The organism is Thermococcus alcaliphilus (assembly GCF_024054535.1).
Lineage (GTDB): Archaea > Methanobacteriota_B > Thermococci > Thermococcales > Thermococcaceae > Thermococcus_A > Thermococcus_A alcaliphilus.
In genome coordinates, this window is record NZ_JAMXLV010000021.1 from 14,707 (window position 1) to 33,550 (window position 18,844).

Below are 18,844 nucleotides of genomic sequence, written 5' to 3' on the forward strand. Positions count from 1 at the left end.
TTCACATCACCTCCGCCCATATCAGTAAAAGTCCAAGCAGGGCTATTATGTTCACATATACCCAAAAGATCCTCGATGCCTGCTCTATCCTGAACCTTGCGAAGGATGTCCTGACCAGCGTTACTGCTAGAATATAAAGCACCAGCACTTTGAAGAGGAACCACAGACCTTCAGCTATATAGAGAGCGGCTCCCGAGAGATTCAAGCCAAATAAATAGCTCAATGTGAAGGGGAAGAACAAGACCACCTCTATTGCTATCATAGCAAAGCCCCTAACTGCATCTGAAAGGTAGAACAAGGCAAGATTTCTCCCGCTGTACTCCGCAAGCATACCTTCTGCTATTTCCGTTTCAGCCTCTGCTATATCGAACGGAAGCTTTGCAAGCTCTGCTGGAGTTACCCATAGGAATGCTATCAAGAGCAATAGAACTCCCAATCCTCCCAAAGGACCTACAATGCTCCATACGGGAGTAGAGGCTATTGTGCTCAACGAAAAGCTCTTGTAAATTAGAGCAAAGCCCGTTATAACTATTGCAAAGGGCATTTCGTAGCTCATCATTAGAACCATTTCTCTCTGTGCTCCCACTGAAGAAAACGGGCTGCCTGAGGCAAATCCTCCAATAGCCATTGCAAGCGCCTGAAGAGTTAAGAGGTACAAGATGACTACCAGATCACCGTATCCTTCTAAAGGCGCCTTTAAGATGCCGAATGGGATATAAAGGAGGAGAGTCATTGATGAAGCAAATGCCAAGATAGGCATTGCGTTGAAGATCCACCTTACTGCGTTTTCCGGTACAACGGTTTCTTTAAGGAGAAGCTTTCCAACGTCCCAGAAGGGCTGTCTTATTGGAGGCCCTATTCTCGATGTCATTCTTGCAGATACTCTCCTGTCAATACCTTTGTACACCAACCCAAGGAATACTCCTATTATTGGCATTCCTATAGCATAAAAGAGAGTTTCGGGGGTCATTTTCTCACCCCCAGCTCCTTTTCGAGTTTCCTAGTTTTTTCTACAGCTTTCTTGTGTAAGTAAGAGTAGTCAAGAATTCTTCCGCTCGAATCCTTCACGACAGCCACCCTATCGTTACAGCACATACACGGGTCTATGTAAGCCACAACCACAGGAATATCAGCAACCTCTGCTCCAAGCAATAATGGCGCCCATGAATTTATGTTGTTGTAACTCGGCGCTATGACCTTCCAAACCGCCGGACCATCCCTTTTTCCATCATACTTGAAGTAGTGGATAACTTCTCCTCTTGGAGCTTCATGTGCTCCAATTGCCTCTCCCTCGGTCTTTTTGATCTTGTTAAGCAACGCTACGTAGTTTGGAATTGCAAGTATCTTTCCTTCTGGAAGGTTGTCAAGACAGAATTCTATTATATCCAAACTCTGCTCAATCTCGTAAAGCCTCACCATTGTAATATCGTAGGCATCTCCCCTTGCTTCTCCAACTATGTCTTGAGGAACAACCGCCTTAATGTCCATATCCGCATAAGCGTCGTATGGAATATCCTGCCTAATGTCCATTCTTAAGCCGGCCGCTCTCGCTGTTGGCCCGACTACGTTGAACTTCAATGCCATCTCCTTTGAGAGCTGTGCAACTCCCCTTGTCCTAGCCTTATAAACTGGATCAGACAAGAAGACTTCCTTCATGTGCTCTGTGAACTCCCAATAGTAGGTTATCATGTCTCTCAAGGCTTTTATGTGGCTCTCTTTCAAGTCTCTCCTGACTCCTCCAATCATGTACATGGAGTAGTTTATCCTGTTGCCCGTAATGGCTTCAAGAATATCAAGGACTTTTTCCCTTCCCTTCCATGTCCAAAAGAGGAGCGGATCAAAGCCTATCTCGTGTGCTATAACTCCAAGCCAGAGGATGTGAGAGTGAATTCTCTCAAGCTCGGCTATTATTGTCCTTATGTACTGAGCTCTTGGGGGAGCCTCAATGCCTAAAGCCTTTTCGCTGCCAATGACGAATGCATACGGGTGAGATATCGAGCATATCCCACATATTCTTTCCGAGAGGTACAAAGTTTGTATTGCATTCCTTTTCATTCCCATGTACTCAATTCCCCTATGGGCAAAGCCCCTCTTAACGTCAACCTTCACTATCTTCTCTCCCTCAACCTCCGCTTCTACTCTTATCGGTTCCTTTAATGCTGGATGAATCGGACCAATGGGGACGTAGTAAGTTGTTTTAGCCATTCTGCCCACCCCTCTGCTTTCTAATTTCTTTTACACTTTTATGAGTGTGTTTGATCATATCTTCAACCCCATACTCATCTCTTCTCCACGGATACTTTCCTTCGGGCCAGTCATCAGGTAAGAAGAGGTGTCTCTTGTTCTTAAGTCCCTCAAACTCAATACCAAGCATTTCCCTAATTTCCCTTTCATTAGTCTCTGCACCTATCATAAGATCCGTTATCGTGGGGAGAACAAGGTTGCTCTTCGGGAGGTCAAGCTTCATTACTATACTCACTTCACCCCATGGATGGGAGTGGAAGACCCCAAAGGAGTATATCATCTTGATTACCTCGCCAACGTCTTCTCCGGCTATAAAGTGTAAATGCGGATAGTCTATTTCGAATATTGCCTCAACTGCCTTCCTGAAAGCATCTTTGTTAATCTCCATCCAGATTTCCTGATAAGTTCTAGGCCTTTTAACACCCATTTTGTATTCCTTTATCTCATAGTTTAATATCGCATCTCCAAGTTTTTCCTTTAACCTCTCAAGGATTTCTTCAGCGGTTAGTGTCATTTCTCCTTCCCCTCCAGCTCCTTTTCAAGCCTCTCAATCTTGAGCCATGCTTTTACAATTCCGTCTATTATTGCCTCTGGCCTGGGAGGACACCCCGGAACATAGACATCTACGGGTATTATCTCGTCTATGGGTCCAGCTATGTTGTAAGAGTCGTAAAAGACCCCTCCCGTGGTTCCGCAGTTCCCTATTACAACAACGGCCTTTGGGTCGGGCATCTGTTCGTAGATACGCCTAAGCTTGTCAGCAAAGTCTCTTGGAATAGCTCCCGTGACAAGTAAAACATCTGCATGTCTCGGAGAACCAACGAGCTTTATTCCAAACCTCTCTGCGTCATATCTTGGAGTAAGCACAGCCACTATTTCAATATCACATGCGTTACATGAACCCCCTGAAGCATGGAAAACCCAAAGAGAGCGCTTAAAATTGGTCAGCTTGCCCATATTACACCCCTCCAATTAGTATGAATGTTATTATAGCCCCAATGCCAAGATACCACAAAATGTAGTCTCTCATGTCGCCGGTATGGATTGCTTGGAGTACTTTGTAGTATCCTTTCAAAGCCTCAATGAATCCCCAATAGATGTCTCCAGCCTTTACCTGAACCTTTTCCTTTGTAGGCTCTGGATTACCGCTCAAATAGGGCTTTATCTGTTCGGTATCCTTCTTATACGAGGGGTTGCCCCTAGAGTATATCAGATAGGCTATTATGCCAAAGAGGGCTAGGAATAGCAGCCATAGGAGTGGATTCCAAAATCCCGAAGGAGTAGTAAGTGTAAAGCTCATGCCAGACCACCCCAGCTGTGGTATTGAGCAAAGTTAATTAACGCATCAACAGCCGGATAAACAAGCTTGTCAAGTACCAAGTTCGGGAAGAGACCGAAGATTATACAGAGCGCTGCTAGGATTATCATTGCAATTATCATTGGCTTGGGAACTTCTCTTGTATTCTCGAACTTTTCAAGCGGAGGACCAAGGAAGGCTGATGCAAATACCTTGACGAACGAAGCCAGAGTTAAAACACTGGTAACCATTGCAAACACCGTTAGGAGTGGGTTGAGCCTGTATGATGTCTCATATATGAGAAGTTTGCTCGCAAATCCGTTAAACGGCGGCAAGCCAGATATTGCAGCGGCTCCTACCATGAAGCTTATTGCGGTTATAGGCATCTTCCTAGCCAATCCTCCCATCTCATTAAGGTTCCTCGTTCCCGTAACGTAGAACAGAGCTCCAGCGGTCATCAAGAGTAAGCTTTTGTAGATTATGTGGTTTATTATGTGGAACACTCCACCAGCCATGGCATCTCTTCCGAACTCAGCGAGCTTTGAAGGATCGTGTAAGACTGTCAAACCAACACCGACACCAAGAAGCATATAGCCGGTCTGGGAAATAGCGTGGTAGCTCATTAGTCTCTTAACGTCCTTCTGCACCAGAGCCATTGTAACGCCTATGAACATTGTAAGCACTCCTAGGATAGACATGATCCATCCTACTCTTGCCAAATCTACTACAACGTTTGCAAAGAGTGTGAAGCTCACCCTAAAGAGGGCATAAAGGCTTGCGTAAGTCGCTACCAGGAGGGGTGGGTTTATTCCTGCAGGAACTTCTGTATACGCATCCGGCACCCAGTAGTGCATTGGGACAGCACCACATTTCATTGCAAAGGACGTAAAGAGCAATCCAAGCGCAATCATATCAACCATGTTAAAGGACACGTTCTTGGCTATGTATGCGAGGTTTAAGTTTCCGTACTGTCCATAGAGTATACCTATTGCAAAGAGCACCATTAAAGAGGCTACAGCACTAACAATGAGATATTTTATTCCCGCTTCGCTTGCTTCACCGCGATAGTTCCTAAATCCTACTAATGCAGATCCCGCTATACCAGCTATTTCTAGGAACACAAAGAGGTTGAAGAGATCTCCCGTAAGCACCATGCCAAGGATTCCCACCTCAAGGAGCATTAACAGGGCATAGTACTTTTCAAGACCTGTTTCTCTATCTACATGGCTGTAAGAGTAGAGAGCCCCTATAAAACTCATCAGCGTTGCGGATATTGCCATAAAGGCACTCATAGCGTCTACTTCAAACATGATCCTTATTGGAACAGAGTAACCAGAGGGTAACACGAGGGTTGGCTTGTCTGCTCCAAAGACGTAGACCATTATTCCCCCGGTAACCACTTCCTTGGCAAGCAGGAGGGAGAGTATTACAGTTATGCCGGTTATTATAATTGCCCATATTGAGACTTCCTTGTAGTGTTTCTTAAATAGGGGTGCTGTAAATGCTCCAAATAAGGGAACGGCAATCATTAAGGCAGGTAAGTGCTCAATCATCCTCTCAACCTCCTTATCTTGGTAACGTCGAGAGTTCCATAGTGTTTGTAGATGTTAACGGCAAAAGCCAGCATTAGAGCGGTTACAGCAACACCGATAACTATGCTCGTAAGCGTTAGTGCCTGTGGCGTTGGCAAAACCATTTTTCCTACAGCTTCAGGCGGTGCCTGAGTATAAATTGGAGCGTAGCCACCTTTTACATAACCTAACGCCACAATGAACATATTTACTGCTCCTTCAAGGATTTCAACACCAATTACGACCTTTATGAGGTTCCGCTTGAATCCGATTGTGTAAAAGCCGAGAGCAAGCAGCACTGCAACTACGATAAACGGGAAGTTCACAAAGACACTACCATTCATCTCTCTCCCTCCTTAGTATAAGGAAGAATATCAGAACTATACTTGTAAGACCGGCTAATACCTTCGTTCCTACGAAGATGTTGAGGTACGAAAGCGTTCCACCGGTGTTAAGATAACCCGGATTGATCCCTTTAGGTGTTGGTGCTCCAAAGAGGAATCCGCTGTTTGCAATTACGTTTTTCAAGAACGTATATCCCATAAGGCCTAATGCACCAATTCCCAAGAATCCCAAAGCTCCAAGGCTTTCTAACTGACTTAGAGGAACCTTATCGAAGAGTTCCTTGACCTTTTCTTTGTTGTTTGCCACTATCAGCAGAGCTAAGCCGCTTGCAAATACCGCCCCGCCTTGAAAACCTCCACCAGGTGTTAGGTGACCATGTAGAATGATATACGAACCAAATACCAATATTAAAGGTGCTAAAATTTTTGTTGTTGTTCTTATGATTGTGGTGGTCATTTCTCCTTCCCTCCGTAGTGTCTTAATGCCATTAGAACGCCAGAAACTGCGGTGAAAAGGACTGTTGCCTCTCCCAGAGTATCAAAACCCCTGTAGTCAAATACAACACTCGTAACAACGTTGTTTGCAGAGGCTTCTTCTTGGGCATGCTCTATGAAGTAAGTGTCCATCTCTGCATGAGGAGGTTCTCCAAAAGGTCTCAAGCTTATAGCTGTAGCTAGAAGGAAGATTATGAACGATAAGAACGCAAATAATCCGAGTGCTCTTCTCATTCTATCACCTCCTCGTCGGTGGTGTTTCTGATAGCGAGAAGGTACATTGCTGTTGTAAGTCCAGCTCCAACACCTGCTTCTGCTATAGCAACATCTGGAGCTTGTAGAACGTAGAACTCCACGGAAAGAGCTAAGCTAAAGACTGCCATTGCTATTACAGCAGCAATTAAGTTTTTGAACCTAATGGCGGCTATTGAGCTCCCTATTAGGCCGATTGCAATGAAGATTTGTAGAATCCAGAAAAAGTTTTCAAAGTTCATAGTATCCCTCCAGTTCATCTATTACAGCGCCATAAGGCCTTATCCCGGATTTTCTAGCTGCCCTACCAATTGCATGGGCTCCAACTGGGTTTGTTAGTACTAAGAAGATCACCACAAGTGCTGAGTGAATTCCTATTGTGATCCATCTTGCGTCGTGGTTTGGAAGCCATCTGTAAATTGAGTACACTACGGTTGCCAAGACTATGAAAATTGTTCCAAAGGTAGTGCATTTTGTCGAGGCGTGGATCCTTGTGTAAACGTCTGGAAACCTCAGTATTCCAACGCTGGCTAGTAGATTAAACCCAACTCCAATTGCAAGGAGTATTGCCAAAACTCCTTCTATCATGCCAATCCCACCCTCTTCTTTACTAAGTACCTCGCTATATACAGAGTTGCGATATAGCTAAGGACCGCATAGACAAGTGCAACATCGATAATCACCGCTTGCTCCGTAATTACTCCATATAGAACCATAGCACCGGCAGTCGTGGTTGTTAAGGCATCCAATGCCACAACCCTGTCAGGAATTGTTGGTCCGATTAGCATTCTTATCATCGTTAATGTGGCTGAAAGGAAGAGCAGTATCATTGCCCCCATAAACAAACTTTCAGGCGTCATTCCGCAATCCTCCTTGCCCATTTTGGTAAGTATCCACAAAGTTCTTCGGGAGTTGGCTTTTCTTTTCCAGGCGGAACGTTAATCCAGTGCACGTATAGGTTCCCTTCATCGTCAATTTCCAAAGTAAATGTTCCAGGAGTGAGGGTTATTGAATTTGCAAGAAGAGTCCTGCTTTCATCTTTAGTTAATCCCGGGGATATTTTCACTATTCCTGGCCTTATCTTTCCTGTTATAACTCTGTAAGCAACGTCAAGGTTTGCCCTTGCCATGGCATAAAAGAACGGCCCTACTGCATAAATCAGGAAAAGCACCCATCGTTTTGGATTAAAGAAATAATCAAGTCTTTCGTCCATTATGTTTCTCGTTGCATAACCTATGAGAGCTGCTATTATAATTCCCGCCACTAGCTCTGCCGGGCTCCATAGTAAAACACTACCGGAACCTGCTGTTAAGATCAGGTACACAATCAACGACCATAGGAAAGATGTCGTAAAGGGCATTCTCCCACCTCAACTTTAGGTTTTAAACCTTTTAAGAGCATATTTCAAACTATCTCCATTATCTGCTTGTCCAAAATCCATTAAATACGTTTCTTTAACAAAAGGTTAAAAACATGTAATTTGACAAATATAAAGGTAACAAAGCTTTACATAAAATAGAACATAAGAATACAAAAATGTTCAAAAAAGTTCAGTGATGTTAAAAAATCTGAGGGTTATGACAATAAATGGACAGAATTTTCAGCTAAGAACCATAAAAGTAACAGAGAAAAAGAGATAGCGTTCACTCTTCGTATTCTTCTATTGCACCAAAGCGACATACCGTTGCACATATTCCGCATCCAACACATTTATTTGGATCAATTTTATGCACTTTCCCAGGTGCTCCTTCAATAGCATTTTGAGGACAGTTTCTGGCACATAGTGTACATCCCTTACATTTCTCTGCAATTATGCGATACTTCTTTGTTTTTCCTCCCTGTTTGGCAAGCATTTCTTCAATTTCCTCATTTTTAAGCCATCTGAGGTTATCGTCGTATTTATCGTAAGTAGCCAAGAGAAACTCATTGCTCATCTCTAGTGCATTTACCGGACAAACGTCGACACACTGCTGGCAAAAGACACATCTTCCTAGCCAGAGGGTCACCTTTTTGAGCTCTGGCACATATTCAAACACTCCTGCTGGGCAAACTGTAATACAGAGCTTACAGCCTATACACTTATCCACGTGATAAATTAGTTTCCCCCTAAATCCCTCTGGAGTTGGAACTGGATCACTTTGAGGAAATGGGTTTGTTGCAGGCTTTTTGAAGAGGTTGCTTAAAACTACGGAGAGAGTTGGGGGAATCTTCATGCAATCACCCCCAGAACGTCTATGACCAACAACAATACGCCTATTAGACTCATTGGAAGTATCCTGCTCCAAAACATGCCAACTGCCTGTGTAATCCTGAGTCTTCCGGTTATAGCTCTAAATACGCTCATACTAACAAAAAGCACTGCAAAAACTTTAAGCGTATGGAATACTAAGTCAAGAACCATTGCTGCAATACCGGTTAAACCGATGTACCCGCTTATACCCCATGGGAAAAAGATAGCCACAACTAAACTAGCACTCGCGAATTCTTTTAGAGCATTGCTTAGCTTAAATAATGCTAAATGTCTTCCGCTGTATTCGGCCATGGGCCCTTCTGCTACTTCCGTTTCTGCCTCCGGAATGTTGAAGTAACCAACTTCAATCTCACTTGCAAGCCAGAGCAAGAACACTATAAGGAGAACAAATGTACCAACGATCGTCAAAGGAGTGCCAATTTCCCAGATGTTGTACTGATAAAATGTTCCCAGGCTAAAGGGTTTTTCAACTCCGAGCTTGCTTAAGCGCCAGAGTATTGCAAAGAGTCCTAACATCATAGGCACTTCCCTGGAAGCAAGCATAATTATCTCTCTCTGAGCCCCTATTTGTGCATATGGAGAGCCTGAGCTAACGGCACCGATTACTCTTATGAAAGCTATGAGACCAAGTAGATAAATGAAAACTATTACATCACCCTTTGTTGCTAAGAGTGGCTCAAATCCAAGAGGAGTGTAAGCCAATAGGGCTATTGAAGATGCTAAAGCTAATACCGGAGCGATTTCAAAGAGTTTATTGGCGTCTCTTGGGATTATGGACTCTTTACTCACCAGTTTTAGGAAGTCATAAAACGGTTGGAGTATAGGAGGACCCATTCTTCTCTGCATTCTCGCAACGAGCTTTCTATCTATTCCTTCCCAAAGGAGAGAAGCAGAGGAGACGTAAAGGTAAATCGCTATTAGCCCCAAAGTTAAATAAACGATGGTCATAGCCTAACACCCCCACAAGAACCCCCAACGGGTTCTGGTTTTGCCTTTATGTTGGGATTAATTTCTCTTGTTTTCTCAATTGAAGCCTTGAGAAGATCTTTTTCTGTAAGAACTTTTTTCTTGCCGGTTTTGGCATCTATAACGGCTACTCTATCTGTACAGCTCAGGCAGGGATCTATTGATGCTATTGCAACTGGCACATCAGCAAGCTGTTCTCCCACTAGTGCTCTCGCAACTGCAAAGAGGTTTGGAAAAGTAGGTTCTCTCATTTTCCACCTTTCTGGAATTTCGCTTCCAGGGTTGGCCATCACATAGTGAATGAGCTCCCCTCTTGGAGCCTCATACCTACCGATGCCCTCTCCTTCTGCTTTTTTAAGCCGGATCAAAGTTACGTTATCCTTCGGAAATGCCTTTATTTTTCCTTCTGGCATTTGGTCTAAAGCCCTTTCTATGAGCCCCATGCTCTGCCAAAGTTCTCCAACTCTGACGACCATCCTATCAAACACGTCTCCCTTGATAACTCCCGTGAATTCCTTTGGAGTTATTGGTTTAACTCCCAAATCTGGATAAACTCCCAGTTGCTCATTGTACCTAACGTCCTTCTCAACGCCACTCCCCCTTGCTGTTGGACCTTGAGCGCTGTACTCAATGGCTACCCTTTTGGGTATGACTCCTGCATCCCTAAGTCTAGCTTCAACAGTTGGATCATAGAGGAATATTTCCTCAATCTTTGGCATGACTTCTTCGCGGTAGTATTTTATCATCTCCAGAATCGCCCTTTTGTGCTTATCCTCTATATCCCTCCTCACGCCTCCAATTGTGTTCATAGCATAGTTTACCCTGTTCCCCCCTATTGCCTCTAGGAGATCCATAACCCTCTCCCTGGCAAGCCAGCTTAGGTGAAGGACAGTGTCATAGCCTATAGCGTGCCCTACAACTCCAAGATTGAGCAAATGAGAGTGGATTCTTTCCAATTCTCCTATTATCACCCTTATGTACTCGGCTCTCTCTGGTACCTCTATCCCCGCCATTTCTTCGACTGCTCTAGAATACGTATAGTTGTGAGAAAAAGAACATATCCCACACATTCTTTCAGCAAGGTAAAGTATCTGGATGTAATTCCTTCTCATGCCAATCCATTCTACGCCTCTCAAGTTGTATCCAAGCTTTACATCAACATTTACTATTCTTTCTCCATCAAGGGTAATGATGAACTTTTCAGGTTCTTCAAGTGCTGGGTGAATAGGACCAATTGGGATTTTAACCCAATATTCAACTCTATTCTCCATTTTTAACCCTCCTTTTTCATTTTGTAAGGATGGCCTGCGTTCTTTATCATTTCACTGCTAATACCTTTCTCATCTTTTCTTAAAGGATAAACGCCCTCTGGAAAGTCTTCTGGTAAAAACAGCTTTCTTGGGTCGGGTATCCCATCAAAGAACAATCCCAAGAATTCTTGAACTTCTCTCTCATAGGGGAGTGCACTCGGAAACACATCTGTAACAGTGGGAAGTTTTGGGTCATCTTTGGGGCATTTAGTTCCAACTATAAGGGAGATACTGGGAGTTTGCTCGTAAAATAGTTCAAGATGATATTTAGCCTCTAAATACTCTCCACCATCTCTAGCTATTATTATGGAAAACTGTGCTTTAGGGTCAATCTCCTTGATAAGTTTCATAAGATCCTTGAAGTTCTCTCTCTCGACGTTTATCCAAACCCTCTTTCTTGGATGGGGAAGTTTGTTTTCACGAACTTCTCCCTCAACATTAGGGAATTTTGTTAAAATTATCTCTAAGAACTCTTCAGGGGTCATTCTTTCTCACCTTCTATCTTTTTTATGAGCTTTTCTAATCCTAGAACCACACCATAGAGTATTGCCTCTGGTCTGGGAGGACATCCTGGAACAAAAACGTCCACAGGGATGTGTTTGTCTAGGGGGGCATTTGTAAAGGGACTCTCAAAAAATACGCTGCCACCAGTTGGGCATGCTCCCACAGCAACAACAACTTTTGGATCGGGAGTTTGTTCATATATCAATTTAACCCTTTCAAGGCTTTGATCTGTAATAGGTCCAGTTACCAACAAGATATCCGCATGTCTTGGTGTTCCAACAAGTTTTACCCCAAACCTCTCCGCATCGTATCTAGGTGTGAGAGCGGCTATTATCTCAATGTCACATCCATTGCATGAACCACTGTTAACGTGAAACACCCATGGCGATCTCCCAAGATACTTACAAAGTTTTGAAATTTTTTTCTCAAGTATTTCTCTCTCACTCATAGTTTCACCCCCCAATGACGAGCGCTCCAAGCACTATTGCTACAGTGAGCAATAGGTATGCAACATAATCTGTAAGAAGACCAGTGTGCTCCCTTCTAAACACCAAAAACATTCTGTGGGCCCCTCTTATCAAACCCCACATTACATGTCTCCCTGTAAAGTGACCTCTAAGGTGTTCAAAATGAGGGATAATTTTATCTTGATCCTCACCACTGATGTATATCTTCGTTCCATCTCCTGCTCTCCTAGTGCCAGTGCTAACTTTTTCTGCCCATTTCATGAGTAAGTAGCTAATCACCAGGCCAATTAAGAAAGCATAAATGAAATAGAGAGCATCCCAATAACCGAACATTTCATGCACCTCCAATGAATTTTAAGAGAGCAAGTATGTACTCACCATTGAGTTGTTCAAGCATTTTTGCAGCCGGTATCATTATTTTGTCGCTTATTTGCCATGGAAGGAGCCCCATCACGATTATTGCTACCACTAGGATCAGCATTGGAAGTAACATGCTCTTTTCTGGTTCCTTTGCGTCCCTTACTCTCTCACTCTCTTTGCCCAAGAACGTGAAGAGCACTTTAGTGTATGCTGCAAGAGAGAACACTGTGCCAACAACGGCAATGGCAGCTAAGATTGGATTGTACATAGCGGAGCTTTCGTAAATGATCCACTTGCTCGCAAACCCATTTAGCGGTGGGAGACCTATTATCGCAGCTGCTCCAATTATAAAGAAGAACGTCGTCAACGGCATTCTTTTTGCCAGTCCACTCAATTCATTAAGGTTCTTTGTGCCAACTTCATGGATAACAACTCCCGCCACAAGGAAGAGGAGAGCCTTTATCAATGCGTGGTTCACTATGTGGTATATCGCTCCAGCCAGCGCTAATTCCCCTGCTCTAGTGCCATAAGCGAGGACTCCGATTCCAATTCCAAGCATGATATATCCTATTTGACCTACACTTGAGAAGGCAAAAAGCCTCTTCATGTCAGTCTGCACTACCGCCATGGCATTTCCCACAAGAAGTGTTAAGCAAGCAAAGAACACTATAACCCAGCCAATTACGTCCATATTGATTGCGGGAGCATTGAATGTTCTCAAGTATGTGTGCAATCCTGGATTGAAAATGCTGAATATTATCCTTGCTATAGCATAAACTCCACCAGCTTTGATGACTAATCCCGAGAGCATTGCAGAGATTGAACTTGGAGCTGCCGGGTGTGCATCAGCTAGCCACATGTGAACCGGAACCGCACCACTCTTAAAGAGCAGCCCACCAATAAGGAAAGCCAAAGCCACTTTTGCCACAAGTGTTGGATTTTCGGCTATTTTTATGGCGAGATAGCTCATTGTAAGCGTTCCATACTGACCATAAAGCAATGCGATGCCCAAGAGAATAAAGGAACTTGCCAATGAGCCAACGAACATATATTTAATCCCTGCTTCAATTCCTTCCCACGTGTCGTTTCTGAAGGCAACTAAAGCATAGCTTGCAATGCTCATTATCTCCAAAAATACGTAGAAGTTGAAAATATCCCCGGTAACAACAATTCCCAACATTCCTAGCTCTAAAACAAGCACTAGCGTGTAGTACTTCTCTAGGCCAGTGTCATGCTTCATATATCCGAGAGAATAAATTATCGCCAAAAAGCCTACAAAAGTTATTGTTAAGGCTAAGAGTGCCCCAAATAAGTCCACTTCCCACACAATCCTGATCGGGAAATTCACTCCCCGACCAATTGGATTATCGCTTCCAAGGGTATAAAGGATGATTTCATTGGTCTTCCATACCGTATAAAATATTTTGGCGGCAACTGCAAATGTAGCGCCGCTGATGATAACCGCCCAATACTCCTTGAGTTTCTTCCCAAGTAAGCTAACTATTGGCATTGAAAATGCCCCAAATAATGGAAGTATAACCAGAAACGGGAGCGTCATCCTCTCAACCTCCTTAACTTGTTAACATCAAGTGTTCCGTAGTGTCTGTAGGCGTTTATTGTCAGTGCCATCGCCAATGAAAGCACACAAACTCCAATGACTATGCTTGTGAGCACTAAAGCCTGTGGTATTGGACCAACCATTGGAGTGCCCTTTAATGTTTCATACCCGGTGTAAATTGGTGCCGTGGGTAAAACTCCGTTTTCCAATCTGTATCCAAGACTTATCAGCAAGAGGTGTATGCCTGCATCAATTAAATTGAGAGCCAAGATTAGCTTGATGAGGTTCCTCTTGTACAAGAACGCATAAATGCCCATGAAAATCATTAAAAATGCTGTAACAAATTGGAGAGGTATCACTTCCTCCACCTCCTAAAAAGGGCCATTGCGAAAACAGCGCTCACTAGTCCAGTATAAACCTTCAGCCCTACAGCTAAGTTCATTATTGGGAGGTAACCCGCTGAGAGAAGTGTACCTGGTTCTCCATTGAAAATTGGGCCGTTGTGCCACAATGTGTTGTAAAAGAACGCTACACCAAGACCAAGCATGCCTGCTGCTAGAAAAACTAGCCCTCCTAACCCCTCAAGGGCAGAATATAAGCTTTTGTTTATCTTTTCTTTGGCCTCATTGATACCAAATGCTATAAGGAACAATATCCCTGCTCCAGCAATTGTTGCTCCTCCCTGAAAGCCTCCTCCGGGGGTAAGGTGACCATGAGAGATCACGTAAGCTCCAAAGATCCCAATGAGAGGTATCGTAGCCCTCGCCATTGTTTTAACTATAAGCCCCATGTCACTCCCCATTTTCATCCCTCCATTTTCTAAGCAATGCAACAGCTCCCGCTATTGAAGTGAAAAGAACAGTAGCCTCTCCAAGGGTATCGTATCCTCTGTAATCAAAGACTATGTCAGTAACAACGTTAGTTCCTCCCACTTCTTCAACTCCGTGATCTATGTAATACTGGTCGGTGTAGCGATATTTTTGCCAGTCTTCTCCACCTAAACCAAATTTTAAGCCATAATTTGGATTAGCGATTAGGAGTAATATCCCAAATATAAAGAGCAAGGATAATGCTCCGAAAGTCCTTCTCATGGACCCTCACGCTCCCATCTCTCTGTTTTTGAAATTCCATAAACAACTATTGCAGTAACAACGCCCGCACCAACCGCCGCTTCCGCTATAGCAACATCTGGTGCATGGAGCATATAGAATTCCAAACTAAGAAGGAGGCTCATGGCTGCAGAAGCCAAAGCTGCTGAAAGCAAATCCCTTGTAGTTATCATCCAGTATGAGGAAAGGAGTATCCCAATAAGCAGTCCCGCCTGAATCGCCATATCAACGGTTAATACGTTCATGCTTCTTCACCTCTCAACTTCCTCTCATATGCATCGATCACGGCTTTTGCTGGTTTATACCCGCTCAAATGTGCAGCTTTCGCTATTGCATGAGCTCCTGTTGGATTTGTAAGCATCAAAGCTATCAGAGCAACCAAGCTGTGCAATGCCATTTGGAGGTACTTTGGATCACCTGTTTCTTTTATCTGCCAAATCGCATGAACGATCACGGCCAAAACAGCAAATATTGTCCCAAAGGTTGTGCACTTTGTGGCTCCGTGTAATCGGGTATAAACATCAGGGAATCTGTGAAGTGAAAAGCTCCCAAGCAAGTTGAAGGTAATACTGATTGCTAGAAAAAGGTAGATTATACTTTTAATCATTCTAATCCCCCCTGAAGATACTTGGCAATTACCAAAGTCCCAATATAACTGAGCAGAGCATAAACTATGGCTATATCGATGTAGATCACTCTATCATAGGCTACTCCTAGGAGAATCATTCCAGCTACAACAAGGGTATTTAATGTGTCGACGCCAACAACTCTATCGGGAACACTGGGGCCAAACATGATGCGAATCAAAGTTATAAATGCTCCAAGGGCGATTGCCATCACTCCATAGAAAAATTCAGCAAAAATCATCTCCCCAACCTCCTTGCCCATTTTTCAAAAGAACCTGCGACAGGCTCAGAACTTTCTGGCTCTTCTTCTTTTACATAAATCCAATGAACGTAGAGGGCTTTTTCTTCTGGACAGGCATCTACAGTCAGAGTTCCAGGAGTGAGAGTAATTGAATTGCTCAGTATAGTATATTGAGCCTCATTTTCAAGATCAACGGGCACTCTAACAATTCCAGGTTTTATTTTTCCGGTAATCACTCTATAAGCAACGTCTAAATTTGCTTTTACCATTCCCCAGAAGAGGGGACCCAATGCATAAACAATAAACCCAAGCCATTTTACTGGATTTAGAAATCTCTGTGTCTTTTCTCCTATGATGTTCCTTGTTGAAAACCCAATTATCATAGCGAATATAATCCCTGCTATCACCTCTTCTGTGCTCCAGAGCATTCCCTTAGTACCTGCTGTAAGTACAAGCCAGAGCACGAGCGACCATATAAATGCAACAATGAAACTCATTTTTCCCACCTCGAATTTCAATTTAGGCTCCAATTCTCACCAGTTTTTACTTCTGTCGATATAGATTTCAACAATTTCTTTTAAAAGGCTTTTGTAAAAGTCTAAATTAACAATAAAGGTACAAAAAGCCTTGTTTTTAACCAAAGGTTATGTAGAAAAGCGTTTTCTTCTGCCAAGTTACAGACTATGCAGTACAATAATATGCATTAAGCAACTCTTAATTACCCCAACTATTACTATTGTACATGGTCAAAACAAAATGCAAACCTTTATAAACCTTCAAAAGAACTAAATTCAGCGCTCTTCTAGGGTGCTGAAAATTTGAAAGGAGATTGTTGGAAATGTATGGAGATAGATTTGGTGGAAGAAGATTTGAAGCTCCAGTTAAGGTTGGAGAAAGATATAAGGTAAAGATAGAGAGTATTGGACAAGGTGGAGATGGAATTGCTAGAATCAAAGGGTTTGTAGTATTCGTTCCAAACACAAAAGTTGGGGACGAAGTAGAGATTGTAATTAACAGTGTGAAGAGAAAATTCGCCTTCGCTGAAGTTATCTGATATTATTTACTCCTAAAACCAATCCAGAGATTCAAATTTGATCGTTTCTCTTAATTTTTTACCTTTGAGCTACGAAAGGTTTATTTATCATACTTTAGTTATTTTTCATAGTGACAGCAATGGAGTATTACCAAGCCATTTTTATTGGACTACTGCAAGGGATTACGGAGTGGTTACCAATAAGCAGTTCTGGACAGGTAATGCTATTTTTAATAAACCTTCTCAAGATTCCCCCAGAACAGGCTTATTCTTACTCGTTGCTTTTGCATTTGGGGACTCTCATGGCCTTATTTTTCAAATTTAGATACGATCTGGGCAGAATTCTGCTCAAATTAATTCTCTTTAGATGGGAAGAAGAGGAAAGGTTCTTATTCTATTCCACCCTATTCACGGGAATAATAGGTCTGCCCATTTACAAAACTTTCAAGATTGTTGCATCTTCATTCAATGGAGAAGCAATTAACGGAATAATAGGTATAGCCCTAATACTTACCGGTGTAATCTTAAAGAAAGCTCAAGAAGCTCCTTTGGAAAAGCTGGAAAAAGGATTAAAAAAGGAAAAAGAGGAAGTTACAATATTCGATGCAATAGTTGCAGGAGTGGCGCAGGGAATAGCAGTAATCCCGGGAATATCAAGATCGGGGATGACAGTGGGGAGTCTATTGCTCTTAGGCGTAAAACAAGAAAAAGCTGTAAGGCTTAGTTTTTTAATGGCAATTCCCGCTATTACAGGAGCGCTATTTCTAGAGCTACCCGAGGTTTCAAGTACTTCTGAACCCCTAACAATCCCATTAGCTGCAGTTATAACTGCATTTGTAGTTAGCCTCCTTATGATTGAGGTCATGCTGAAAATTGCCAAGCGGCTTAACTTTTCCAAGTTCTGCATTTTCTTTGGTTTCATAGCTTTGATAGCATCTCTTTTGGGGGTGTTGGCATGAAGGGTGTAGTGCTCGCGGCTGGAAAGGGTGAAAGACTAAGACCACTCACAGACGATAGACCAAAAGTTATGCTCAAGGTTGCAAATAAAGCGATAATAGATTACGTCTTTGAAAATATATATCCCTTTGTTGATGAGTTCATAGTAGTTGTGAGGTATCAAAAGGAAAAGCTCATGGATTACTTAGGAGACGAATACGGTGGGAAGCCAATAACCTACGTGGAGCAGGTAGAAGGAGAAGGGACAGCAAAAGCTATCTATTCCGCAATTGAATACGTAGAAAATGAGGAGTTTTTGGCAGTTAACGGGGACATATACTTTGAGAGGGAAGGCATAAAAACTCTTTTACAGTCCTTCAGAAAAAGTAGTGCTGATGCCGCGTTGCTTGTGAAGAGGTTTGAGGATTTAACCCATTTCGGAATGGTGGAGGTAGAGGGAGAGCTCGTAAAGAGCATTAGAGAAAAGCCCGGAGCTGTTTCCGGATACGCAAACTTAGGAATTTACTTATTCAAGCCAGAAGTTTTTGAGTTCATAGAGAACACCCCACAAAGCCAGCGCGGAGAATACGAGATAACGGACACAATAAACCTTATGATAAAAGAAGGCAAGAAAGTAACCTATGCGGTTTATGAGGGCTACTGGAACGATATAGGAAGACCGTGGAACCTCTTAGAGCTAAACGAGTACATTCTCAAAAACCATCTCCGGCACAGTATAAAAGGTATTGTGGAGGAAGGAGCAACAATTCTCCCCCCAGTGGAAATAGGAGAGGGGACGGTTGTTAGAAGCGGATCATACATCATAGGGCCAGTGAAAATCGGGAAAAACTCCAAAATAGGGCCTAATTGCTTTATAAGACCCTACACAAGCATTGGAAACAAGTGCCACATAGGAAACGCCGTTGAAATCAAAAACTCAATAATAATGGATCACAGCAACGCTCCTCACTTGAACTATGTAGGAGATTCAATTGTTGGAGAAAACACCAACCTAGGGGCTGGAACAATAACGGCTAACTTAAGACACGACAACAAAACTATAAAGGTGGAAATAAAAGGCAAACTCGAAGATAGCGGAAGAAGGAAACTGGGAGCGATAATAGGGCACAACGTGAAAACAGGAATTAACGTAACGATATATCCGGGAAGAAAAATAGGAAGCAACTCTTTTATTGGCCCAGGTGTGATAGTTGATAAGAACGTCCCTCCCAATGTGCTGGTTGTTGCTAAACAGGAAAAAGAGATTATAGAAAGGTGAG

Annotated in this window: 30 protein-coding genes; 3 read left to right on the forward strand and 27 right to left on the reverse strand. The window is 42.9% G+C overall.

The window, feature by feature from the left end:
* Position 1 precedes the first annotated feature (1 nt).
* The 27 genes from NF859_RS06550 to NF859_RS06680 all read right to left on the reverse strand — a co-directional run bounded on the left by NF859_RS06550 (position 2) and on the right by NF859_RS06680 (position 16,092).
* The gene (locus NF859_RS06550; protein ID WP_087037648.1) at positions 2–970 is read right to left on the reverse strand and encodes a respiratory chain complex I subunit 1 family protein; all 969 of its coding nucleotides are present in this window, start codon (positions 968–970) and stop codon (positions 2–4) included.
* Complete coding sequence (locus tag NF859_RS06555) at positions 967–2,205, reverse strand: hydrogenase large subunit (RefSeq protein WP_252743547.1); 1,239 nt, start codon at positions 2,203–2,205, stop codon at positions 967–969. Before NF859_RS06555 ends, NF859_RS06550 begins: the two co-directional genes overlap by 4 nt.
* On the reverse strand, positions 2,198–2,758 hold the full coding sequence (locus tag NF859_RS06560; RefSeq protein ID WP_252743548.1) for an NADH-quinone oxidoreductase subunit C: 561 nt from the start codon (positions 2,756–2,758) through the stop codon (positions 2,198–2,200). Before NF859_RS06560 ends, NF859_RS06555 begins: the two co-directional genes overlap by 8 nt.
* The gene (locus tag NF859_RS06565) at positions 2,755–3,201 is read right to left on the reverse strand and encodes an NADH-quinone oxidoreductase subunit B family protein (protein WP_252743549.1); all 447 of its coding nucleotides are present in this window, start codon (positions 3,199–3,201) and stop codon (positions 2,755–2,757) included. Before NF859_RS06565 ends, NF859_RS06560 begins: the two co-directional genes overlap by 4 nt.
* A 1-nt stretch (position 3,202) precedes the next feature.
* Positions 3,203–3,544 (reverse strand): membrane-bound hydrogenase complex subunit MbhI, encoded by a 342-nt coding sequence (mbhI, locus tag NF859_RS06570; RefSeq protein ID WP_252743550.1) that lies wholly within the window; start codon positions 3,542–3,544, stop codon positions 3,203–3,205.
* Positions 3,541–5,094, reverse strand: a complete 1,554-nt coding sequence (locus NF859_RS06575) for a proton-conducting transporter transmembrane domain-containing protein (RefSeq protein WP_252743551.1) — start codon at positions 5,092–5,094, stop codon at positions 3,541–3,543. The genes mbhI (NF859_RS06570) and NF859_RS06575 overlap by 4 nt, the downstream gene beginning before the upstream one ends.
* Positions 5,091–5,456, reverse strand: coding sequence for a sodium:proton antiporter (locus tag NF859_RS06580; RefSeq protein ID WP_252743552.1), 366 nt, complete (start codon positions 5,454–5,456; stop codon positions 5,091–5,093). Before NF859_RS06580 ends, NF859_RS06575 begins: the two co-directional genes overlap by 4 nt.
* The gene (locus NF859_RS06585) at positions 5,446–5,913 is read right to left on the reverse strand and encodes an MnhB domain-containing protein (protein ID WP_058946214.1); all 468 of its coding nucleotides are present in this window, start codon (positions 5,911–5,913) and stop codon (positions 5,446–5,448) included. Before NF859_RS06585 ends, NF859_RS06580 begins: the two co-directional genes overlap by 11 nt.
* Positions 5,910–6,185, reverse strand: coding sequence for a hydrogen gas-evolving membrane-bound hydrogenase subunit E (mbhE, locus tag NF859_RS06590; protein WP_252743553.1), 276 nt, complete (start codon positions 6,183–6,185; stop codon positions 5,910–5,912). The genes NF859_RS06585 and mbhE (NF859_RS06590) overlap by 4 nt, the downstream gene beginning before the upstream one ends.
* The gene (locus tag NF859_RS06595; RefSeq protein WP_252743554.1) at positions 6,182–6,445 is read right to left on the reverse strand and encodes a hydrogenase subunit MbhD domain-containing protein; all 264 of its coding nucleotides are present in this window, start codon (positions 6,443–6,445) and stop codon (positions 6,182–6,184) included. The genes mbhE (NF859_RS06590) and NF859_RS06595 overlap by 4 nt, the downstream gene beginning before the upstream one ends.
* Positions 6,435–6,791, reverse strand: coding sequence for a monovalent cation/H(+) antiporter subunit G (mnhG, locus tag NF859_RS06600; protein WP_225807587.1), 357 nt, complete (start codon positions 6,789–6,791; stop codon positions 6,435–6,437). Before mnhG (NF859_RS06600) ends, NF859_RS06595 begins: the two co-directional genes overlap by 11 nt.
* Positions 6,788–7,063, reverse strand: a complete 276-nt coding sequence (locus NF859_RS06605; RefSeq protein WP_252743555.1) for a monovalent cation/H+ antiporter complex subunit F — start codon at positions 7,061–7,063, stop codon at positions 6,788–6,790. Before NF859_RS06605 ends, mnhG (NF859_RS06600) begins: the two co-directional genes overlap by 4 nt.
* Positions 7,060–7,563 carry a Na+/H+ antiporter subunit E gene (locus NF859_RS06610; protein WP_252743556.1) on the reverse strand — a complete coding sequence of 168 codons (504 nt, stop codon included), beginning with the start codon at positions 7,561–7,563 and terminating at the stop codon, positions 7,060–7,062. The genes NF859_RS06605 and NF859_RS06610 overlap by 4 nt, the downstream gene beginning before the upstream one ends.
* A 283-nt stretch (positions 7,564–7,846) precedes the next feature.
* Entirely contained in the window at positions 7,847–8,416 is a 570-nt protein-coding gene (locus NF859_RS06615; RefSeq protein ID WP_252743557.1) for a 4Fe-4S binding protein, read from the reverse strand.
* Entirely contained in the window at positions 8,413–9,402 is a 990-nt protein-coding gene (locus NF859_RS06620) for a respiratory chain complex I subunit 1 family protein (RefSeq protein ID WP_252743558.1), read from the reverse strand. The genes NF859_RS06615 and NF859_RS06620 overlap by 4 nt, the downstream gene beginning before the upstream one ends.
* Positions 9,399–10,691 (reverse strand): hydrogenase large subunit, encoded by a 1,293-nt coding sequence (locus NF859_RS06625; protein ID WP_252743559.1) that lies wholly within the window; start codon positions 10,689–10,691, stop codon positions 9,399–9,401. Before NF859_RS06625 ends, NF859_RS06620 begins: the two co-directional genes overlap by 4 nt.
* A gap of 2 nt (positions 10,692–10,693) precedes the next feature.
* The gene (locus NF859_RS06630) at positions 10,694–11,215 is read right to left on the reverse strand and encodes an NADH-quinone oxidoreductase subunit C (protein WP_252743560.1); all 522 of its coding nucleotides are present in this window, start codon (positions 11,213–11,215) and stop codon (positions 10,694–10,696) included.
* Entirely contained in the window at positions 11,212–11,682 is a 471-nt protein-coding gene (locus NF859_RS06635; protein ID WP_252743561.1) for an NADH-quinone oxidoreductase subunit B family protein, read from the reverse strand. Before NF859_RS06635 ends, NF859_RS06630 begins: the two co-directional genes overlap by 4 nt.
* 4 nt (positions 11,683–11,686) lie before the next feature.
* A complete protein-coding gene (mbhI, locus tag NF859_RS06640) occupies positions 11,687–12,034 on the reverse strand; it encodes a membrane-bound hydrogenase complex subunit MbhI (protein WP_252743562.1) in 348 nt (115 codons plus the stop codon).
* A 1-nt stretch (position 12,035) separates the two neighbouring features.
* A complete protein-coding gene (locus NF859_RS06645) occupies positions 12,036–13,619 on the reverse strand; it encodes a proton-conducting transporter transmembrane domain-containing protein (protein WP_252743563.1) in 1,584 nt (527 codons plus the stop codon).
* Positions 13,616–13,978: an NADH-quinone oxidoreductase subunit K gene (locus tag NF859_RS06650; protein ID WP_004066472.1), complete on the reverse strand. Its 363-nt coding sequence runs from the start codon at positions 13,976–13,978 to the stop codon at positions 13,616–13,618. Before NF859_RS06650 ends, NF859_RS06645 begins: the two co-directional genes overlap by 4 nt.
* Positions 13,975–14,421 carry a Na(+)/H(+) antiporter subunit B gene (locus tag NF859_RS06655; protein ID WP_252743564.1) on the reverse strand — a complete coding sequence of 149 codons (447 nt, stop codon included), beginning with the start codon at positions 14,419–14,421 and terminating at the stop codon, positions 13,975–13,977. Before NF859_RS06655 ends, NF859_RS06650 begins: the two co-directional genes overlap by 4 nt.
* Positions 14,411–14,710, reverse strand: a complete 300-nt coding sequence (gene mbhE, locus NF859_RS06660; RefSeq protein WP_004066476.1) for a hydrogen gas-evolving membrane-bound hydrogenase subunit E — start codon at positions 14,708–14,710, stop codon at positions 14,411–14,413. Before mbhE (NF859_RS06660) ends, NF859_RS06655 begins: the two co-directional genes overlap by 11 nt.
* A complete protein-coding gene (locus NF859_RS06665) occupies positions 14,707–14,973 on the reverse strand; it encodes a DUF4040 domain-containing protein (RefSeq protein ID WP_004066478.1) in 267 nt (88 codons plus the stop codon). Before NF859_RS06665 ends, mbhE (NF859_RS06660) begins: the two co-directional genes overlap by 4 nt.
* The gene (gene mnhG, locus NF859_RS06670) at positions 14,970–15,335 is read right to left on the reverse strand and encodes a monovalent cation/H(+) antiporter subunit G (RefSeq protein WP_252743565.1); all 366 of its coding nucleotides are present in this window, start codon (positions 15,333–15,335) and stop codon (positions 14,970–14,972) included. The genes NF859_RS06665 and mnhG (NF859_RS06670) overlap by 4 nt, the downstream gene beginning before the upstream one ends.
* Complete coding sequence (locus NF859_RS06675; RefSeq protein ID WP_252743566.1) at positions 15,332–15,595, reverse strand: cation:proton antiporter; 264 nt, start codon at positions 15,593–15,595, stop codon at positions 15,332–15,334. The genes mnhG (NF859_RS06670) and NF859_RS06675 overlap by 4 nt, the downstream gene beginning before the upstream one ends.
* Positions 15,592–16,092: a monovalent cation/H+ antiporter subunit E gene (locus NF859_RS06680; RefSeq protein ID WP_252743567.1), complete on the reverse strand. Its 501-nt coding sequence runs from the start codon at positions 16,090–16,092 to the stop codon at positions 15,592–15,594. Before NF859_RS06680 ends, NF859_RS06675 begins: the two co-directional genes overlap by 4 nt.
* A gap of 341 nt (positions 16,093–16,433) precedes the next feature.
* On the opposite strand from NF859_RS06680, the gene NF859_RS06685 reads away from it, so the two are divergent.
* From NF859_RS06685 to glmU, 3 genes are all read left to right on the forward strand, one after another.
* Complete coding sequence (locus NF859_RS06685) at positions 16,434–16,649, forward strand: TRAM domain-containing RNA chaperone (RefSeq protein ID WP_004066496.1); 216 nt, start codon at positions 16,434–16,436, stop codon at positions 16,647–16,649.
* A 119-nt stretch (positions 16,650–16,768) separates the two neighbouring features.
* Positions 16,769–17,587, forward strand: a complete 819-nt coding sequence (locus NF859_RS06690) for an undecaprenyl-diphosphate phosphatase (protein ID WP_252743749.1) — start codon at positions 16,769–16,771, stop codon at positions 17,585–17,587.
* Positions 17,584–18,843 (forward strand): bifunctional sugar-1-phosphate nucleotidylyltransferase/acetyltransferase, encoded by a 1,260-nt coding sequence (glmU, locus tag NF859_RS06695; protein WP_252743568.1) that lies wholly within the window; start codon positions 17,584–17,586, stop codon positions 18,841–18,843. The genes NF859_RS06690 and glmU overlap by 4 nt, the downstream gene beginning before the upstream one ends.
* The last annotated feature ends 1 nt before the right edge of the window (position 18,844 follow it).